Source organism: Burkholderia sp. HI2761, assembly GCF_002223355.1.
GTDB lineage: Bacteria > Pseudomonadota > Gammaproteobacteria > Burkholderiales > Burkholderiaceae > Burkholderia.
Window position 1 is genome coordinate 953,584 of sequence record NZ_NKFN01000007.1, and the last position, 18,171, is coordinate 971,754.

At 68.8% G+C, this 18,171-nt stretch carries 17 protein-coding genes; 7 read left to right on the top strand and 10 right to left on the bottom strand.

The genetic code is table 11. The annotated features are described in order from the left end of the window. Positions 1-85 precede the first annotated feature (85 nt). Positions 86-553 carry a MarR family winged helix-turn-helix transcriptional regulator gene (locus tag CFB46_RS21855; RefSeq protein WP_089501249.1) on the bottom strand — a complete coding sequence of 156 codons (468 nt, stop codon included), beginning with the start codon at positions 551-553 and terminating at the stop codon, positions 86-88. 81 nt (positions 554-634) lie between these two features. Between CFB46_RS21855 and CFB46_RS21860 the strand changes: the two genes are divergently transcribed. After that, positions 635-1,003 (top strand): YciI family protein, encoded by a 369-nt coding sequence (locus CFB46_RS21860; RefSeq protein WP_027782294.1) that lies wholly within the window; start codon positions 635-637, stop codon positions 1,001-1,003. A 94-nt stretch (positions 1,004-1,097) separates the two neighbouring features. Further along, a complete protein-coding gene (locus CFB46_RS21865; protein ID WP_089501250.1) occupies positions 1,098-1,715 on the top strand; it encodes a glutathione S-transferase family protein in 618 nt (205 codons plus the stop codon). A gap of 54 nt (positions 1,716-1,769) precedes the next feature. Here CFB46_RS21865 and CFB46_RS21870 read toward each other — a convergent pair whose 3' ends face one another. From CFB46_RS21870 to CFB46_RS21890, 5 genes are all read right to left on the bottom strand, one after another. Continuing rightward, positions 1,770-2,492 (bottom strand): HAD family hydrolase, encoded by a 723-nt coding sequence (locus tag CFB46_RS21870; protein WP_089501251.1) that lies wholly within the window; start codon positions 2,490-2,492, stop codon positions 1,770-1,772. Positions 2,493-2,516: 24 nt separating this feature from the next. After that, complete coding sequence (locus CFB46_RS21875) at positions 2,517-3,488, bottom strand: ornithine cyclodeaminase family protein (RefSeq protein ID WP_089501252.1); 972 nt, start codon at positions 3,486-3,488, stop codon at positions 2,517-2,519. Between the two features lie 108 nt (positions 3,489-3,596). Then, on the bottom strand, positions 3,597-4,727 hold the full coding sequence (locus CFB46_RS21880) for a DSD1 family PLP-dependent enzyme (RefSeq protein WP_089501253.1): 1,131 nt from the start codon (positions 4,725-4,727) through the stop codon (positions 3,597-3,599). A 128-nt stretch (positions 4,728-4,855) separates the two neighbouring features. Next, positions 4,856-5,815, bottom strand: coding sequence for a LysR substrate-binding domain-containing protein (locus CFB46_RS21885; protein ID WP_089501254.1), 960 nt, complete (start codon positions 5,813-5,815; stop codon positions 4,856-4,858). A gap of 124 nt (positions 5,816-5,939) precedes the next feature. Continuing rightward, on the bottom strand, positions 5,940-6,854 hold the full coding sequence (locus CFB46_RS21890) for an NAD(P)/FAD-dependent oxidoreductase (protein WP_089501255.1): 915 nt from the start codon (positions 6,852-6,854) through the stop codon (positions 5,940-5,942). Positions 6,855-6,993: 139 nt separating this feature from the next. Between CFB46_RS21890 and CFB46_RS21895 the strand changes: the two genes are divergently transcribed. The 4 genes from CFB46_RS21895 to CFB46_RS21910 all read left to right on the top strand — a co-directional run bounded on the left by CFB46_RS21895 (position 6,994) and on the right by CFB46_RS21910 (position 12,925). After that, entirely contained in the window at positions 6,994-7,434 is a 441-nt protein-coding gene (locus CFB46_RS21895) for an RrF2 family transcriptional regulator (protein WP_027782301.1), read from the top strand. Between the two features lie 261 nt (positions 7,435-7,695). Next, positions 7,696-8,280, top strand: coding sequence for a DUF2760 domain-containing protein (locus CFB46_RS21900; RefSeq protein ID WP_089501256.1), 585 nt, complete (start codon positions 7,696-7,698; stop codon positions 8,278-8,280). Further along, the gene (locus CFB46_RS21905; RefSeq protein WP_089501257.1) at positions 8,277-10,118 is read left to right on the top strand and encodes an Hsp70 family protein; all 1,842 of its coding nucleotides are present in this window, start codon (positions 8,277-8,279) and stop codon (positions 10,116-10,118) included. Before CFB46_RS21900 ends, CFB46_RS21905 begins: the two co-directional genes overlap by 4 nt. A gap of 5 nt (positions 10,119-10,123) precedes the next feature. Continuing rightward, positions 10,124-12,925, top strand: a complete 2,802-nt coding sequence (locus CFB46_RS21910) for an Hsp70 family protein (protein WP_089501258.1) — start codon at positions 10,124-10,126, stop codon at positions 12,923-12,925. A 133-nt stretch (positions 12,926-13,058) separates the two neighbouring features. Here CFB46_RS21910 and ctlX read toward each other — a convergent pair whose 3' ends face one another. Both ctlX and CFB46_RS21920 read right to left on the bottom strand, forming a co-directional pair. Beyond that, positions 13,059-14,060 (bottom strand): citrulline utilization hydrolase CtlX, encoded by a 1,002-nt coding sequence (ctlX, locus tag CFB46_RS21915; RefSeq protein WP_227789616.1) that lies wholly within the window; start codon positions 14,058-14,060, stop codon positions 13,059-13,061. Between the two features lie 59 nt (positions 14,061-14,119). Further along, entirely contained in the window at positions 14,120-15,199 is a 1,080-nt protein-coding gene (locus CFB46_RS21920) for an ornithine cyclodeaminase (RefSeq protein WP_089501259.1), read from the bottom strand. Between the two features lie 293 nt (positions 15,200-15,492). Here CFB46_RS21920 and CFB46_RS21925 point away from each other — a divergent pair, with 293 nt between their 5' ends. Next, positions 15,493-15,924 (top strand): Lrp/AsnC family transcriptional regulator, encoded by a 432-nt coding sequence (locus tag CFB46_RS21925; protein ID WP_089501260.1) that lies wholly within the window; start codon positions 15,493-15,495, stop codon positions 15,922-15,924. A 31-nt stretch (positions 15,925-15,955) separates the two neighbouring features. On the opposite strand, the gene CFB46_RS21930 is transcribed toward CFB46_RS21925, so the two are convergent. Together CFB46_RS21930 and CFB46_RS21935 are read right to left on the bottom strand one after the other, a co-directional pair. Next, the gene (locus tag CFB46_RS21930; RefSeq protein WP_089501261.1) at positions 15,956-17,395 is read right to left on the bottom strand and encodes a sensor histidine kinase; all 1,440 of its coding nucleotides are present in this window, start codon (positions 17,393-17,395) and stop codon (positions 15,956-15,958) included. Beyond that, positions 17,382-18,047, bottom strand: coding sequence for a response regulator transcription factor (locus tag CFB46_RS21935; protein ID WP_027782307.1), 666 nt, complete (start codon positions 18,045-18,047; stop codon positions 17,382-17,384). The genes CFB46_RS21930 and CFB46_RS21935 overlap by 14 nt, the downstream gene beginning before the upstream one ends. Positions 18,048-18,171 lie beyond the last annotated feature (124 nt).

Below are 18,171 nucleotides of genomic sequence, written 5' to 3' on the forward strand. Positions count from 1 at the left end.
GCGGTGCGACGGGGGCCGGCCATGTCTGCTGACAGCGCGTGGCAGGAAGTGCGCGCGACCGCCGCGGCGCGATCCGTGCGCCGGCTCAGTCGCGCGAACCCGGATCGATCGACAGCGTGCGCAACTGGCCGCGCAACTGATCGACTTCGTCCGGCGCGAACGGCCGCTCGATCTCGGCATGCGCGTGCCGCCACAGCGGGAACGCTTCGGCCAGCAGGTCGTGTCCGGCCGGGGTCAGCTCGAGCAGGCGGCTGCGCCGGTCGTCCGGATCCTGCGCGATCGTGACGAGGCCGCGCCGCTCGAGCGGCTTGAGCGCCGCGGTGAGCGTGGTGCGGTCCATCGCGAGTAGCGACGCGACCGATTTCATCGGGGCCGGTTGCGGCCGGTTCAACGACATCAGCAGCGAAAACTGGCCGTTGGTGAGATCCAGCGGGCGCAGCACATCGTCGAAGATGCGCGCCAGATTGCGCGCCGCGCGCTGCATGTGCAGGCACAGGCAGCAATCGCGCACCATCAGCGTCGTTTCGAAGGGAAGCTTTTCTTTTCGTGCCATGTTGCAATTGTGTTGATATCAACCTATCTTGTCAAGGTCGAGGCGCGGCAACCCGCCGTGTCCGTCATCGGAGGAGAAGGCATGAGTGCGCAACAACAGTTGTATCTCGCCGTATTTCTCGGGACCAAGGATAGCCCCGCGATGAAGGCCTGGCTCGCGCTGGCGGAGGAAGAGCGGCGCACGCGCGAGCGCGACGGCATTGCAGCATGGCATGCGTGGGTCGAGCGCCATCGCGACGCGATCGTCGAGCTGGGCGGGCCGCTCGGCAAGACCAAGACCATCGACGCAGGCGGCATCCACGACACGGCCAATGCACTGAGCGGCTTTACCGTCGTGCGGGCGGCGTCGCACGACGCGGCCGCCGCGTTGTTCGAAGGTCATCCGCATTTCACGCTGTTCCCGGGCGTGTCGATCGACGTGATGCCGGTGCTGGCGATTCCCGGCGCATGAGCGACGCGCGATGCCGGGCACGGCACGTCGCTTCGTTCGACGCGCGGCGGCCCGGCCGCAGACATCTTTCCGACATTCTGGATGGAGATTGGCGATGAAGCTTTACGGATTTGCCGGCACCCGCTCGCAACGGGCGCTGTGGGGGCTGAAGGAACTGGATGCGGATTTCGAATTCGTGTCGGTCAACCTGCTCGAGGGCGAGCACAAGCGGCCCGAATTCCTGCGCCTCAATCCGGCCGGCAAGGTGCCCGTGCTGGTGGACGGCGACCTCGTGATTCCCGAATCCGCCGCGATCGTGCTGTATCTCGCGGACAAGTATCCGGAGAAGGCGCTGCTGCCCGTCGATCCGGCGCTGCGGGCGGAGGCCTATCGGTGGGTCATGTTCGCGGTGACGGAGCTCGAGCAGCCGCTGTGGCGGATCACGCGGCATACGTTCCTCTATCCGCCGGAGAAGCGCTCGCCGGCCGATATCGAACTGGCGCGCGAGGATTTCGCCACGATGGCCGTGATTCTCGACAAGCATCTCGAAGGGCGCGAGTTCATCGTCGGCGATACGCTGACGGTGGCCGATTGCGTGACGGCCTACCTGATCGACTGGGCGAGCGAATGCCACTTGATCGAACCGTTCCCGCAATTGCGCGCGTATCTCGAACGGCTGTATGCGCGGCCGAAGGCGCCGCAGCGGATCGCGGAGACGAGGAAGGCGGCGTGAAACGAGTGGTGGGTCATGTGCCGCATCGGCATGACCCGCCTCGTTCGCCCATGATCAGGACACCGTATCAGGTCCGCCGAGCGCACGGCACAGCATCGCCAGGTCGCGCAACGTAAGATGCGGCGTCGCCGGATGCGGCGAAGCCTGTTCTCCTTCCGCCCGCGGCTCGCGCACGACCCACGCGGCCTGAAGCCCCGCATTCAACGCGCCGACGATATCGAGGTGGAAGTCGTCGCCGACATGCAGCAATTCGGCCGGACGTACGTCGAGTGCGTCCGCCGCCGCATGGAAGATCTCGGGCTCCGGCTTTGCGAAGCCGAATGCACGCGCGCTGAGCGTCGTGCGGAAGAATTCTCCGCCGCCGGTCAGCCGGAGATCCGCGTTGCCGTTGGTGACGGCGATCAACGGAAAGCGGGCGCTCAACCACGCCAGCGCCGGCAGCGCGTCTTCGTAGAATTCGACGCGGTTGCGCGCCGCATAGAAGACGTCGTAAGCACGGTCGGTCAGCGAGACGTCTTCGTTCGCGCGTTCCAGCGCGAGCCGGATCGACCCGATTCTCATCGCGCGATAGTCGCCGGCGAGATCCGGGCATGAACGTTCGTATTCCTCACGTAGCGCACCGAGTGCATGTTGCGTCGACAGCACGCTCGCGGTATTGGGCGCATGCTCGATCAGCCATGCGCGAAGCGCCGCCTCGGCCCGGACGACGGACGGCCCGAACGGCCACACGGTGTCGTCGAGGTCGAACGAGAGGGCGGAGACATTGGCGAGACGCATGGCGATCGAAAGCGGAAAGTCGTTTTACCAGGGCCACGGAACGGAGGTTCCGGTGCCGTTGTCGAGGGCGTGCCGATACAGGAAGCGCGCGACGGTCAGGTCCTGAAGCGCGAGCCCGGTCATGTCGAAGACGGTGATTTCGTGCGCGGCACGGCTGACCGATGTCGCACCCGCGAGGATGTCACCGATTTCCGTACGCGGCAAATCGGGCGCCCACTGGCACTCGCCGATGCTGCGCGCCTGCTCGTGATCGTCCACGACGATGCGCGCGCGTTCCAGCACGCCTGCCGGAAGTTCGCGCTTGCCCGCGGTATCGGCGCCCACGCAGGTCAAGTGGGTGCCCGGCTGAACCGCATCCGCGTCGAACAACGCGCCGCCGCCGGGCGTGGCCGTGATCACCACGTCGCTATTGGCGACCGCATCGTTCCGGTCGCGCGCCGCGCCGATTTCGCACCGTTCGACGAAGCGCGATTCGAACGCCGGGTCCGGCTCGCCGCCGACGTTCACGTACTGCACCGTGCACCGCCGCGGCAGCAGGCTGAGCGCGTAGTCGAGCTGCACGCGCGCCTGCACGCCCGTGCCGAACACGCATATCCGAGTGCTGTCGCGGCGCGCGAGCAGTTGCAGCCCGAGGCCGCCCGCGGCGCCGGTCCGCGCGGTGGTGATTGCGTTGCCGTCCATGATGCACAGCGGCCTGCCCGTCGCCGGATCGAACAGTGCGACGGTGGCCTGATGCGGCTCGCCGCCGCGCGCCCGGTTGCCCGGCCAGAACCCGGCGGCCTTGAAGCCGAGCAGATCCTGACCGGCGACGTCGCCCGACTTGATGCCGAACACGCCGCCGGTATGCAGCTTCTCGCGCACCACCGGGAATACGCGTCCGGCCCTTTCACTGTGCAGCACGAAGGCTTCGCGAACGGCCGCCATCACTTGCGCGGCCTGCAGGGCGGGCTCGACGGCATCGCGGTCGAGGAGAAGGAGACGGGCGTCGGTCGGCATGGTCGGGGTGCCTGTTGGGCACGAGACGAATCGAGAATGTTTAAAGTTTGTCCAGAATTGGATTAATTGTCAATTCTTGGACGATACGACATGGACGCCGGGCTTCGCTCACCAGCCGTAGAAGCGCGGCCACGTCTGCGTGTCGCCGTCGTCGCCAACGGCCTGATAGTCGGGATGTTGCGCGCCGGTGGCGCACGCGTGATTCGGCAGGATGCGCAGGCGCGTGCCGATCGGAAACCGCTGCGCGATACCCGTATCCGGCGCGCCCGAGCGCGACACGATCCCGTGTTCCTGGTTGGCGGCGCTCATCACGTAGTCGCCGAGCACTTCGCCGGCTTCGGTGCAGATCTGGCCGTAGCCGAAATCGCGCGCCTGGCGCTGCGTGCCGCGGTCGCGGCTCATCGCCATCCAGCCCGCGTCGACGATCGCCCAGCCTTTCTCTTCCTGGTGACCGATGACGGTGGTCAGCACCGTCAGCGCGATGTCGGACAGTTCGCACACGCCGATGTTGTGCATCACGAGGTCGAACATCACGTACACGCCGGCGCGCACTTCGGTCACGCCGTCGAGCCGTTCCGCCGCCAGCGCGGTGGGCGTCGACCCGATACTCACGACCGGGCACGGCAACCCGGCCGCCCTCAGGCGCTCCGCGGCCCGAACGGTGCGGCTGCGTTCCTGTTCGGCGATCGCGACCAGCGCTTCGTGCGTGTCGTATTCGTAGCTGGAGCCCGCGTGAGCCAGCACGCCGCCGAGCAGCATGCCGCCGTCGGTCAGCGCGCGGCCGACGTCGATCAGCAGGTCGGACTCGGGCGGGACGCCCGAACGGTGGCCGTCGACGTCGATCTCGATCCATACGTCGAAACGTTCGCCGTGCTCGCGCCCGAAGGCGGCGATTGCGTGCGCCGCCGGCAGGCTGTCGGCGACGATCTTCAGGTCGCAGCCTTGCCGGCGCAGCGCCAGCGCCTGGCCGAGCCTGGCGGGCACCATGCCGACCGCGTAGACGATGTCGCGGATGCCGTCCGCGAAGAACTGCTCGGCTTCCTTGAGCGTCGACACCGTGATGCCCTGCGCGCCCGCCGCGATCTGCGCGTCGACGACGTGCCGGCATTTGGTGGTCTTGACGTGCGGCCGGAACCGCACGCCGAGTGCGTCCAGATGCGTCTGCATGCGCGCGATGTTGCGCTGCATGCGGCCGACATCGATCAATGCGGCCGGGGTGTTGAGGGTGTGAAGGTCCACGGTGCGTCCGATTGCGGGGTTGCCGATGCGGACACTGTAGGGCGGTTGCCTCGCATCGTGTTTAATGCGGGACTAATCTGCCATTAAGCCGAGTTTAATGTGCCAAATCTCGCGGATCGCGCCCCGGCTCACGCTTTGCCGCGCCACGGCGGCGGATCGAGAAACTGCCGCGCGGCATCGAGAAACACCCGCTGCCGCGCGGAGCGGCCGGTGCGCGACGGCAACAGCGCCGTCACCGGCGCGGGCGGCAGGCTCCAGCCGGGCAGCAGCCGCACGAGCTTGCCGTTCGCGAGCAGCGGCGCGACGTCCCACTCGGAGCGTTCGACGATGCCGAGCCCGGCCAGCGCCCATTCGGTGATGACGGTGCCGTCGTTGGACGACAGCGCGCCGGTGACGCGGATGACGGCAGACCGTCGCGATTCGCCCTTGACGCCGCTACCGGGCGAGAAGCGCCAGCGCGGGATGTCTTCGTCGTTCTCGCGCAGGCACAGGCAATCGTAGCGCGTCAGGTCGGACGGATGGTTCAGGTCCTTGATGCGGCGCGCGTAAGCGGGGCTCGCACACAGGAAGCGCTCGTTGGGCGCGAGCGGATAGCCGATCCACGACGACGACTTGAGGCTACCGACATGGACGACCACGTCGGCGCCCGATGCGCTGGTCAACGGGCTTTCCGACAGGTGGAGCGAGATTTCGAGTTTCGGATGCGCACGCTGCACGTCGCGCACGATCCGGGCGACGTACTTGCGGCCGAAGCCGAGCGGGGCGACGACGCGCAGCGTACCCTGCACGTCGCCGTGATCGCCCGCGATGCTGACCGGCAGCGCCTCCACGCGCTCGAGAATGCCGACGGCTTCCTGGTACAGCCGCTGCCCTTCGTCGGTCAGCGCGATGCCTTTCGGCTGCCGCACGGCGAGCCTTGCGTCCAGGCGTGCCTCCATTCGCTGCAGGCGAATCGTGACCGCGGGCGGCGTGAGGTCGAGCAGCCGGGCGGCGGCGGCAAGGGATCGCGACGTGCCGATCGCGCGGACGAGTCGGAGGTCGTCGAGGTCGAGCATTTCATGGCTCTTAATGCGGATGATGTCGAACATTAAACCGCACATCGCGCGGCGAAGCCATCGGCGTGGCGCCGGGCGGCGGCGACGAGGATCGCCGGAACGTCGCCCGCTACATCGAGTGTTCCGAATCGATCGTGACGCCCGGCTGCCCACCCACTTACGCGTCCAGCCCGAAAATCAGCGACCGGTGTACGCCCACGCCGGCCGCCACGCCCGATGCCGATGCGAACGTCGCATTGGTCATCAGGCTCGACGCGTCGCCGGCCGCATACACGCCGGCGACGCTGGTCTGCTTCCACGTATCGACGCGAATTGCGGTGCCGAGCGGCCCTTCGTCGAACGCGCAGCCGAGCTGCTGCGCGAGGTCGCTCGCCATGTCGGTACGCGCGCCGATGAACAACGCGTCGATCGGCACGACCTGCCCGTCGGCGAGCCGCAGCGCGTCGATACGCGGCGCATCGCCGAGGATCTCCACGACCGGCGCGCGCTCGATGCGCACGCCGCGCGCAGCGAGCAACGCGGCTTCTTCCTCGTTCGCGTCGACCACGCCCTGCGTGAACCAGGTCGTCGGGCCCCAGTCCGGAATCAGGATCGCCTGGTGGACCGACAGCGGATGCGTGGCGAGCACGCCGAGCCGCCGGCCGCTGACCTCGTACCCGTGGCAGTACGGGCAGTGCAGCACGGTGATGCCCCAGCGTTCGGCGAGCCCCGGCAGCGCCGGCAGTTCGTCGCGGATGCCGGTCGCGAGGATCAGCCGGTCGGCGCTCGCGCGGCTGCCGTCGGCCAGCGTCACGTGCAAGCGCCCGTCCGCGTCGCGTTCGGCGGTGCGAGCCTCGCCGTCGATACGCTGCACGGTCGGATACGCGGCGAGCTGCGCGCTCGCCTCGGCGACGATCTGCGCGGGCGGCTTGCCGTCCTGCCCGAAGAAGCCGTGTGCGTGTTCGGCAAAGCGGTTGCGCGGCCGGCCGGCGTCGATCACGAGCACGCGGCGGCGTGCCCGCGCCAGTTGCATCGCGGCCGACAACCCGGCAAAGCTGCCGCCGATCACGATCACTTCATGATGGGAATGCATGCATCAACTCCTTTCTGAACCTGCGTGAATGACCCCGTGCTCTGCGGGCGGTCAACTCATGAAACACGAGAAGTTGCATGATAGGGCGATGGTATCATTCATGCAACTTCAGAAGTTTCGAGAAAGGGGAGTCCCGCTTGTGAGAACCGACAGCCGTTTGTCGCGCATGCTGCATGCGCTGATCCACATGGACCAGGCCGACGGCCCGCTGACGTCGGAGACGATCGCGACGATGCTGTGCACGAATCCGGTGGTCGTGCGGCGCCTGCTCGGCGGGTTGCGCGACTGCGGCTACGTGCAGTCGGAGAAAGGGCACGGTGGCGGCTGGGTGCTGAGCGTCGCGCTGGACGACATCACGCTGCTCGACGTCTATCGCGCGGTGGGCGAGCCGCCGCTGTTTTCCGATCTCGTGCCTGAGGACGAGCCCGAATGCCTGGTCGAGCAGGCAGTCAACGCGCATCTCTCGGCGACGCTTAAGGATGCCGAAGCGTCGTTGCTGGCGCGCTTCGGCGAAGTCACGCTCGGCATGCTGTCGCGCGATTTCGAAGCGAAGGCTGCTCTGCGGGGTTACACGCGCTGACGCGGCGCAGCATCGCGATCGATCACGCCTGACGTGCGATCCGGCATGATCCGGCGCCGCCGAAACCACCGCGCCGCCGTGTTCCGTCCCCCAACTTCTGACCGGTTCGCCCGTCACAGGGCAAAATACGGGTTTTCCGCACCCGCGAGGGCGCGTTCGAATCACGCGCCGGGCGGCGGCAGTGCGTATTCCGCACGCTGCTCGCCGGGCGCCCAGGCAAGATCGCTCGCCGTGCCGCGAGCCCACAGGAGTCCAGACCCCATGCCCGAATCCAACCTGTCCTTCTTCGGCCGGCTGTCGCTGGCCGTCGGCACGTTCTTCTCCGTGCTCGGCAATCGCGAGTTCGCCGCCGACGTGCTGCGCGTGCGCGACGGCGCCCCGGCCCCGGTCGCGCCGACCCCGGCGCCGGCTGCCGCGCCCGTCGCACCCGCGCCGGTGAAGGCGTCGGCCCCCGAGCTGCGCGAAGCGAGCCCGCAGGCCGCGCTGCAACTGCTCGGCCTGCTGCAACGCGATGCGCGCTTCATCGATTTCGTCGAGGAAGACATCGCCGGCTACGCGGACGCCGACATCGGCGCGGCCGCGCGCCTCGTGCACGACGGCTGCCGCGCCGCGCTGCGCGAACACTTCACGATCGTGCCGGTGCGCGACGAAGCGGAAGGCAGCCGCGTGACGCTGCCGGCCGGCTTCGACGCGACGGCCGTGCGCGTGACGGGCAACGTGGTCGGCTCCGCGCCGTTTACCGGCACCGTCAGCCATCGCGGCTGGCGCGTGTCCGACGTGCGCCTGCCGAAGCTGACGGGCAGCCACGACGCATCGGTGGTCGCACCGGCGGAGGTGGAACTGTGAGCGATCCGCGCTATTCGATCGGTATCGACCTCGGGACGACCCATTGCGCGCTGTCGTACGTCGACAGCAGCACGAGCGATGGCGAAAAGATCGTGCAGCAGGTGCTGCCGATCGCGCAGCTCACCGCGCCCGGCGCGCTGGAATCGCGCGACCTGCTGCCGTCGTTCCTCTATCTGCCGCATGAAAGCGAACTGACGCAGGGCGACCTGACGCTGCCGTGGACGGATTCGCGCGGCTTCGCGGTCGGCGAAATGGCGCGCACGCGCGGCGCCGGCACGCCGATCCGCCTCGTATCGAGCGCGAAGAGCTGGCTGTGCCACCCGGGCGTCGATCGTCGCGCGGCGATCCTGCCGAGCGATGCCCCGCCGGAAGTGGCGCGCGTGTCGCCGCTGGAAAGCTCGATCCGCTACCTGACGCACCTGCGCGAGGCGTGGGACCACGCGCATCCCGACGCGCCGTTCGCCGATCAGGACGTGACGGTCACGATCCCCGCGTCGTTCGACCCGGCCGCGCGCGAACTGACGGCGGAAGCCGCGCGTGCCGCCGGCTACTCGCGGATGACGCTGCTGGAAGAGCCGCAGGCCGCGCTGTACAGCTGGATCCAGAAGAGCCAGGGCGGCTGGCGCAAGCAGGTGCAGGTCGGCGACCTGATCCTGTGCGTCGACGTCGGCGGCGGCACGACCGACCTGTCGCTGATCGCGGTGGTCGAGCGCGACGGCAATCTCGAACTGCATCGCGTGGCCGTCGGCGAGCACATCCTGCTCGGCGGCGACAACATGGACCTCGCGCTCGCGCACGTGGTCGCACGCAAGCTCGCGCAGCAGGGCACGCAGGCCGATCCGTGGCAACTGCGCGCGCTGACCTACGCGTGCCGCTCGGCCAAGGAAACGCTGCTGTCCGATCCGACGACCGACGCGGTGCCGCTCGTCGTGCCGAGCCGCGGCTCGAAGCTGATCGGCGGCTCGATCCGCACCGAACTGACGCGCGCGGAACTCACGCAGACGATCCTCGAAGGCTTCTTCCCGCAAGTCGATGCCGCCGCTCGCCCGGTGAGCCGCGCGCGCGTCGGCCTGACGCAGCTCGGCTTGCCGTATGCGCAGGACGCCGGCATCACGCGCCATCTCGCGGCGTTCCTCGGTCGTCAGGTCGCGGCGCTCGACACGCTCGAAGGCGTGCAGCGCACGCTGCCGCAGGGCGCGACGTTCCTGCATCCGACCGCCGTGCTGTTCAACGGCGGCGTGTTCAAGTCCACGCTGCTCACGCAGCGCGTGCTCGACACGCTCAACGGCTGGCTCGCCGCCGAAGGCGCGCCGCCCGCGCGCCTGCTCGAAGGCGCCGATCTCGATCTCGCGGTCGCGCGCGGCGCGGCGTATTACGGCTACGTGAAGCGCGGCCGTGGCGTGCGCATTCGCGGCGGCACGGCGCGCGCGTACTACGTCGCGATCGAATCGGCGATGCCCGCGGTGCCGGGGCTCGAGCCGCCCGTGCAGGCGCTGTGCGTCGCGCCGTTCGGGATGGAGGAAGGTTCGGACGCGGCGCTGCCGCCGCAGGAGTTCGGCCTCGTCGTCGGCGAACCGGTGCAGTTCCGCTTCTTCGGTTCGTCGGTGCGCCGTCAGGATCAGGTCGGCACGCTGCTCGACTACTGGTCGCCGGAAGAGCTGCAGGAACTGGAGGAAATCCAGGCGACGCTGCCCGCCCAAGGGCGTACGGTCGGCGAAGTCGTGCCGGTGAAGCTGCATGCGCGCGTGACCGAAGCCGGCACGCTCGAACTCGAGGCGATCCCGAGCGGCACGAACGAGCGCTGGAAGGTCGAGTTCGACGTGCGCGGCGCCGCCTGAGCGCGATGAAGCGTTATACGGTCGGCATCGACCTCGGCACGAGCAACACGGTCGTCGCATACGTCGAGGCCGGTTCCGACGCGATCCGCGTGTTCGACGTCGAGCAACTGGTCGGCCCCGGTGCGGTGGCCGCGCAGCCGCTGTTGCCGTCGGTGCGCTATCACCCGGCGGCGGGGGAGCTGCCGCCGGACGCGTTGCGCTTGCCGTGGCAGACGGCTGGCGCGCGTGCCGCGGGCGCCCGTTCGGGCGGCGGTCGCGACGGCGGGTCAGCCGGTCGTGATAGCGCCGCGGGCGCCGCGCCGCCGGCCGTGATCGGCCGCTACGCGCGCACGCTCGGCGCGCAGGTGCCGGGCCGGCTCGTGACGAGCGCGAAGAGCTGGCTGTCGCACGCGTCGGTCGACCGGCTCGCGGCGATTCTGCCGTGGGGCGCGGCCGACGGCGTCGACAAGGTGTCGCCGGTCGATGCGAGCGCGAGCTATCTCGCGCATGTGCGCGACGCGTGGGACGCGCACTTTCCCGATGCGCCGCTCGCGAAGCAGGACGTGATCCTGACGGTGCCCGCGTCGTTCGACGACGGCGCGCGCGCGTTGACCGTCGAGGCCGCGCGACGCGCGAAGCTGCCGGCGCTGCGATTGCTGGAAGAGCCGCAGGCCGCGTTCTACGACTGGCTGTACGGCCAGCGCGACACGTTGCGCGAGACGTTCGCCGCGGCGCGGCGCGTGCTGATTTGCGACGTCGGCGGTGGCACGACCGACCTCACGCTCGTCGACGTCGCGCCGGGCGACGGCGGAGAGCCGACCTTCACGCGCGTCGGCGTCGGCAACCATCTGATGCTCGGCGGCGACAACATGGACCTTGCGCTCGCGCGCCTGGTCGAGACGCGGCTGACCGAGCCCGGTACGCGGCTGTCGGCCGCGAGCCTGTCGCAACTCGTCGAGCGCTGCCGCGCGGCGAAAGAGCGGCTCCTCGGCGACGACGCGCCGGCATCCGTGACCGTCACGCTGCTCGGCGCGGGCAGCAAGCTCGTCGGCGGTGCACGCTCGGCCGAGCTGACACGGCAGGAAGTCGAGCAGATCGTCGTCGACGGATTCTTTCCGCAGGTCGATGCCGGCGAACTGCCGCGCCGGGCGCGCGCGGCGATCGTCGAATTCGGCTTGCCGTATGCGAGCGATGCGGCCGTCACGCGCCACGTCGCCGCGTTCCTGAAGCGTCATGCGGAAGGTCCGCTGCCGGACACGCTGCTGCTCAACGGCGGCGTGTTCCGCGCGGGCGCGCTTGCCGGCCGTCTCGCTCAGACGCTCGGTTCGTGGCGCGGCGCGCCGCTCGACGTGCTGCACAACGCGCATCCCGACGTGGCCGTCGCGCGCGGCGCGGTGGCCTACGGGCTCGCGCGTGCCGGGCATGCGCCGCGCATCGGCGGCGGCTCCGCGCGCAGCTATTTCCTCGTGCTCGACGACGGCGCGGACGATTCCGCCGCGCGCGGCGTCTGCCTGTTGCCGCGCGGCGCGGAAGAGGGCCGCGAGATCCGGCTCGACGATCGCACGTTCGCGCTGCAACTCGGGCAGCCGGTGCGTTTCCACCTCGTGTCGACGGTGGCCGAGACGAAGTATCGACCCGGCGATCTCGTCGATCTCGACGGCGGCGATTTCGTGCGGTTGCCGCCGATCGCGACGGTCGTCGATGCGAAGGCGGCCGGCGACGCACGCGAAACGCCGGTGAAGCTTACCGCGTCGCTGACCGAGGTCGGCACGCTCGAAATGCATTGCATCGCGACCGACGACGCGGCGCGCCGCTGGCGGCTCGAATTCCAGTTGCGCGGCGATGCGCCGGTTCACGGCGACGATGCCGCGCCCGCGCGGCATCCGCGTCTCGACCAGGCGATCGAGCTGATCGAGCGCTCGTTCGGCAGCAAGGCCGCGGGCGTCACGCCGAAGGACACGCGCCGGTTGCGCGCGCAACTCGAACAGGTACTCGGCGCCCGCGAAGACTGGGACGTCGCACTCGCACGCGAACTGTTCGACGCGTTGCTTGCACGGGCGCGGCGGCGGCGTCGCTCGGCCGATCACGAGCGCGCGTGGCTGAACCTTGCCGGGTATTGCCTGCGTCCGGGTTTCGGCCATCCGCTCGATGCGTGGCGTATCGAGCAGCTGTGGCCGCTGTTCGACGACGGCATTCAATACGTGACCGACGCCCAGGTGTGGTCCGAGTGGTGGACGCTGTGGCGGCGCGTGGCCGGCGGCCTCGACGACGCTGCGCAGACGCAGGTGCGCGACGCGATCGCATTCCTCGAACCGTCCGACGACAAGCGACGCAAGCTGCCGTTCGATCCGGCCAAGGTCGGGCCGGCCGACATGACACGGCTGTCGGCATCGCTCGAACGGCTGCCCGTCGAGCGCAAGGTCGAACTGGCCGAGCGCCTGATCGTGCAATTGCAGAAGCCGGCCGAACGCGCGTTGTGTGCGTGGGCGCTCGGGCGGATCGGCGCGCGTCGGCCGTTCTACGGCAGCGCGCACAGCGTCGTGCCGGCGGAAATCGTCGACGGCTGGCTCGATGCGCTGTTCTCGCTCGACTGGAAGCAGGTCGAGCCCGCTGCGTTCGCGGCGGCACAGATTGCGCGGATGACGGGCGACCGCTCACGCGACCTGCCGGACGACACGCGCGAGGCCGTCATCAAGCGCCTGTCGGCCGCGAATGCATCGGCGGCGTGGATCGACATGGTTCGTGAAGCGATCGCGTTCGATGAAGCCGATACGGTGCGCGTGTTCGGCGAAACGCTGCCGGCGGGGTTGAAGCTGCTGGGCGGATGAGCGGCGCGGTGTGCTCCGGTATCGTTCGGATCCCGGAGCATTCCTCGACGTTGTCGATTCAACACCCTTCGAATACGAGAACGGCTGCCGGCGCATCGCATCGGCAGCCGTTTGCGCTTGGCAAGCCTGCCGATCAGCGCTGCGGCGCCGTCTCGCGTGGCGACGCGGCCGGTGCCACGGCGATCGCATCCGGCACGGTTACCCGCCGCGCGAGATGAATCCCCGCGAGCATGCAGCGCACCGACCCGCCGGCCAGTTCGATCGTCGGCACGTCGAGCGGCAGCAGCCGAGCGGAGCGCTCGATCGCGGTGCGCTGCTCGCGCGTGAGACAGTCGAACGCGCGCCGCGACAGCGCGAGCACGCGGCCATCCTTGCCCGACAATTCCAGCGTATTGCCCGCGAAATTCGCGATTTGCGATGGATCGAGCGCGATCACGGCGCGTCCCGTTTCGGTCAGGCGTTGCGCGATCTCGCCGCGGCGGCGGCTATCGGCGATCAGGTCGAGGCCGACCATCGCGAATTCGGTGGCGACGCTCATCATCACGTTCGTATGATAGATCGGCTTTCCGTTCGCATCGGCCGTGTCGAAGCAGATCGGCTCGAAGTTGAAGTTGGTGCAGAAGCGTTCGAGCGCGACCGGATCGGCACGCCGCGAGCGCGCGGTATACGCGATCCGCGCGACGTGGTCGAGCACCATCGCGCCGGTGCCTTCCAGGAACACGTCGTCGTATTCGAGACCCGAGTAGTCGATCACGTCCTGCACGCGGTACTCGGCCTTCAACATCTCGATCACGTCCGCACGCCGCTCGCGGCGGCGGTTCGGGCTGTGCATCGGATACAGCGCGATATGGCCGCCCGGGTGCGTCGAGAACCAGTTGTTCGGGAACACCGAATCGGGCGTGTCGCGCTCGCCGTGGTCGTCGAACACGTGCACGCGCACGCCCGCCTCGGCGAGCGTTCGCGCGGCGGCCGTGACTTCGTCGCGCGCGGCGGCCGACACCGCCGGCGTGTCGCCCGCGCCGCTGCCGGCCGTGCGCTGGAACGCGTTGTCGGCGGCGGTCTGCGGGTTCGGCAGGAAGCGGTGCGGCCGGATCATCACGACGGCGGACGGCGCCTGGATCGATACGAGATTCATGAAGGGCGGAAGCGAAGGGCAGGAAAACGGGCGGCGCACGGGCCGCCCGCGCATGACGGTCAGCGCGCGAACGTGGCGACGGCTTCGGTCACGAACGCCGCGTGGCCGTGCGCGACCGCGGCCGGGTCGTCGATCAGCGCGAACAGGTTCTTCGGATCGACGGCCGGCGGAATCAGGGCGATCTCGACGCCCGCGTTGTGCTGCTGCGCGAGTGCGTACAGGTAGCGCAGCGCCGAGTAATCCTCGAGTGCGAAGCCGACCGAGTCGAACACCGTGACCTCGTCCGCGCGTTCGCGGCCGGTCGTCTCGCCCTGCAGCACGCGCCACAACTCGACGACGGGGAAGTCGGCCGGCATCTGCTGGATCTCGCCCTCGATGCGCGACTGCGGCTCGAATTCGACGAAGACGCGGCCCGCTTTCAGCACGCCCGCCTCGAGTTCGGTCTTGCCCGGGCAATCGCCGCCGACGGCGTTCAGATGCATGCCGGGTTCGATCATGTCGGCCGTGACGATCGTCGCGTACGCCTTGTCGGCGGTGACGCTTGTCACGATGTCGGCGCCGCGCACGGCGTCGGCGGTCGATGCCGCGCGCACGACGCGCAACGTCGGGTACGCGGCGAGGTTTTGCACGAGCTTGTCGGTCGCGTGCGGATCGACGTCGAACACGCGGATTTCGTCGATGCCGAGCAGCGAGTGGAACGCGATCGCCTGGAATTCGCTTTGCGCGCCGTTGCCGATCAGCGCCATCGTGCGCGAATCGGGCCGTGCGAGTGCCTGCGCGGCGAGCACCGACGTCGCGGCCGTGCGCAGCGCGGTGGTGAGCGTGAGCTCGGCGAGCAGCAGCGGGTAGCCGGTATCGACTTCGGCGAGCGCGCCGAACGCCATCACCGTGTGCATGCCGCGCGCCGCATTGACGGGGTGGCCGTTCACGTATTTGAACGCGAACAACGACGCGTTCGCGACGGGCATCAGTTCGATCACGCCGTCGCGCGAGTGGCATGCGACGCGCGGCGACTTGTCGAAATCGGCCCACTGCAGGTAATCGGCGCGCAGCGTGTCGACGAGTTCGCGCAGGAACGTCGTGACGCCTGTCTGGGCGATCAGGCGGGCGGTGGCGGGAACGTCGAGGAAGCGAGTCATCGGTCTGTCTCCATATTCGGTGCCGGTACGGGTGTCCGGCGTTCTGGTCGACCGGGCGGGGCGTCGGCGCGAATCCGGGCTTCCTGAAAAAGCGGCGGCGCGGCACGTCGGCCGGTCGATGGAAACATTATTTCCGTGAGTCGGGCCAACAAAAAGACGGCAAAAGTGGCAGATTCATCGGTAGACTTTGCAAATTGCCAGCCCATTCCGGCAGTTTGATTAATTTGCGCTAGTCGGAACGGGCCGCCTCCGGCACGCTGGCGGCCGGTTCACGCTCAACAGGAAGGCCGTTCATGATCACGCTCGACGACGTCGACCGTCAGCTCATCGCGCTGCTGCGCGACAACGCGCGACTGCCTGTCGTCGCCTTGGCGAAGGAATTGCGCGTGGCGCGCGCGACCGTGCAGAATCGGCTCACGCGGCTCGAGAAAAACGGCGTGATCGTCGGCTATACGGTGCGGCTCAAGCCGGCGGCCGAACGGCACCGGATCCGCGCGCTGATGTCGATCGCGGTGCAGGGCAATCGCGGCGCGGAAGTGGTGAAGGTGCTGCGCGGGCATCCGAACGTCGCGTCGATCCACAGCACGAACGGGCGCTGGGATCTCGTCGCCGAGCTGCATGCCGATTCGCTCGAACACTTCGATCACGTGCTCGGCGCGATCCGGTTGATCGACGGGATCGCGAATACCGAGACGAGCATTTTGTTGTCGACGCACAAGGCGTGACGCGGGCAGGGAACTGCATTACGCCGTGCGCTCAGGTGCTGACGGTCCATGGCGCGTTTTCCGCGGCGGTGCCTGCCGCCCGCGGAAACGTCAACACCACCGCGAACCCGCCCGCATCGGGAAACGCGAACCCGACGCGCCCGCCGTGCGCCTTCATCACTTCCTGCACGATCGCGAGCCCGAGTCCCGACCCCGTGCGCCGCTCGCTGCCGTCCGGCGCGATGCGCACGAACGGCTGCAACGCCGCGTCCCAGTGCTCGCGCGGCATCCCGTGCCCGTTGTCGGTGACGGTCAGCGTCACCGCTCGATCCACGTTACCGATGGTCGCGACCGACACGACGATGTCGTCCGCATGGCCGTGCAGCAGCGCGTTGTGCAGCACGTTCGACAGCGCTTCCTGCAGGCTGATCGCATCGCCGTCGATCCATGCGAGCGGCGCGTCGCTCGCGAACGCAACCGCGACGTCGCGTTCGCCGGCGAGCGGAATCGTCCGGCCGAGGACCTCTTTCGCGAGCGCGACGAGTTCGACGGGTTGCAGCGGTACGGCCTCGGTGCGATGAATCACCATCGCATGATTGAGCAACTGGCCGGTGAGCCGGCCGACGTCCGAACAGGTCGCGCGCAGCGCATCGAGCCGCGCCGCATGACGCGCGGGATCGGATTCGCCGTCGAGCAGCTCGATCTGCGCGTCGAGCCGCGCGAGCGGCGTGCGCATCTGGTGTGCGGCGTCGGCGATGAAGCGCTGCATCGCGTTGATCCGCTCGGCGAGCCGCCGCATCAGCCCGTTGATCGACCCGATGATCGCGTCGATCTCGCTCGGCGTATCGACGGCCACCGGCCGCAGGTCGGCCGGGTCGCGCGCGGCGATGATCGTGCCGATCTGCGCGAGCGGGCGCAGGCCGCGCCGGATCGCGAGGCCGCTTGCGCCGATTGCGAGCACGCTCATCAGCAGGATCAGCGTCCATACCTTGATGCTCATGTCGTTCGTCAGCTGCTGGCGCGCGTTGGTTGTCTGCGCAACCGTCACGAGCGCCCAGCCCGGCGTGCTTTCCTCGGGCATGTAGCGCGCGATCGTTGCAGTACGGACCCGGTGCCCCTGATAGACGGCATTCGCGAACGCGGGCCCCTGCTTCGCGGCGGCGAGCGTCGCGGGGCTCGCGAGATCGTTGTAGCCGGCCACGACGACGCCGCGCGAATCGACCACCTTGTAGTAGACGAGGTCGTAGCGCGACAGTGTCGACAGCGCGGCGACCGGCGGATTCAGCGCGAGCACGCCGCCTTGCACGTAGAGGTTTTCCGCGACCTGGATCGATGCGCCCGCCAGCAACTGGTCGTATGCGCGTTCGGCCGCGACGCCCGCGTAGTAGCGCGCGATCGCCGCGAGCGCGAGCGCGCCGGTCGCGACGACGAGCGCGATGAACAGCAGCGTGCGCCCGAACAGCGTCTTCGGGAACCAGTCAATGCGCCGCAATCTGATACCCCATCCCGCGTGCGGTGCGGATCTCGACCGAGCTGCCCTGCAGCTTCCGGCGCACGCGCGTCACGTATTGCTCGACCGCGTTCGCGGTCGGCTCGTTGCCGAAGCTGAACAACTGGTTCAGCAGTTCTTCCTTCGAGAAGATGCGCTGCGGTCGGCTCGCGAGGATTTCGAGCAGCGCGAACTCCTGGCGCGACAGCGACAGCGGCTGGCCGTCGAGTTCCGCGAGGCGGCTGCTGCGGTCGATCACGAGGCCGCCGAGCGTCAGCACGTCGTTCGCGTGGCCGCTGTTGCGGCGCAGGAGCGCTTGCACGCGCGCGTCGAGTTCGCGATAGTCGAACGGCTTCACGAGGTAGTCGTCCGCGCCGAGGCCGAGGCCGCTCACGCGGTCGTCGATCGCCGAGCGGGCGGTGACGAGCAGCACGGGCGTCGTGCTGCCCGACGCGCGCAGATTGCGCAGGACGGTGAAGCCGTCCATGCCGGGCAGGTTCGCATCGAGCACGACGAGATCGAAGCGCTCGACGCGCAGCAGCCCGTTCGCGGTCGCGCCGTCGGTTTCGAGATCGACGGCGTGGCCGAGCCGGGCCAGACGGCTGCGGATCGCCGCGCCGATTTCGGCATCGTCCTCCACGACGAGAATGCGCATGGTGCCGTTCGCAGGTAGGTGGATTAGGGGTTTCCCCGGGGCCGGGATGTCAGCATTTTCTCAGACTCGGTCGATAACCTGTGTCGAGCCGGAAGCAGTACGCAAGGCGGCATTAATACCAGAA

What these genes read in the sequence shown, in the direction of transcription:
- ctlX (WP_227789616.1), bottom strand. Translation starts at nt 14,060, where the DNA reads ATGAATCTCGTATCGATCCAGGCGCCGTCCGCCGTCGTGATGATCCGG.
- CFB46_RS21920 (WP_089501259.1), bottom strand. Translation starts at nt 15,199, where the DNA reads ATGACTCGCTTCCTCGACGTTCCCGCCACCGCCCGCCTGATCGCCCAG.
- CFB46_RS21865 (WP_089501250.1), top strand. Translation starts at nt 1,098, where the DNA reads ATGAAGCTTTACGGATTTGCCGGCACCCGCTCGCAACGGGCGCTGTGG.
- CFB46_RS21870 (WP_089501251.1), bottom strand. Translation starts at nt 2,492, where the DNA reads ATGCGTCTCGCCAATGTCTCCGCCCTCTCGTTCGACCTCGACGACACC.
- CFB46_RS21925 (WP_089501260.1), top strand. Translation starts at nt 15,493, where the DNA reads ATGATCACGCTCGACGACGTCGACCGTCAGCTCATCGCGCTGCTGCGC.
- CFB46_RS21935 (WP_027782307.1), bottom strand. Translation starts at nt 18,047, where the DNA reads ATGCGCATTCTCGTCGTGGAGGACGATGCCGAAATCGGCGCGGCGATC.
- CFB46_RS21885 (WP_089501254.1), bottom strand. Translation starts at nt 5,815, where the DNA reads ATGTTCGACATCATCCGCATTAAGAGCCATGAAATGCTCGACCTCGAC.
- CFB46_RS21860 (WP_027782294.1), top strand. Translation starts at nt 635, where the DNA reads ATGAGTGCGCAACAACAGTTGTATCTCGCCGTATTTCTCGGGACCAAG.
- CFB46_RS21900 (WP_089501256.1), top strand. Translation starts at nt 7,696, where the DNA reads ATGCCCGAATCCAACCTGTCCTTCTTCGGCCGGCTGTCGCTGGCCGTC.
- CFB46_RS21890 (WP_089501255.1), bottom strand. Translation starts at nt 6,854, where the DNA reads ATGCATTCCCATCATGAAGTGATCGTGATCGGCGGCAGCTTTGCCGGG.
- CFB46_RS21855 (WP_089501249.1), bottom strand. Translation starts at nt 553, where the DNA reads ATGGCACGAAAAGAAAAGCTTCCCTTCGAAACGACGCTGATGGTGCGC.
- CFB46_RS21875 (WP_089501252.1), bottom strand. Translation starts at nt 3,488, where the DNA reads ATGCCGACCGACGCCCGTCTCCTTCTCCTCGACCGCGATGCCGTCGAG.
- CFB46_RS21910 (WP_089501258.1), top strand. Translation starts at nt 10,124, where the DNA reads ATGAAGCGTTATACGGTCGGCATCGACCTCGGCACGAGCAACACGGTC.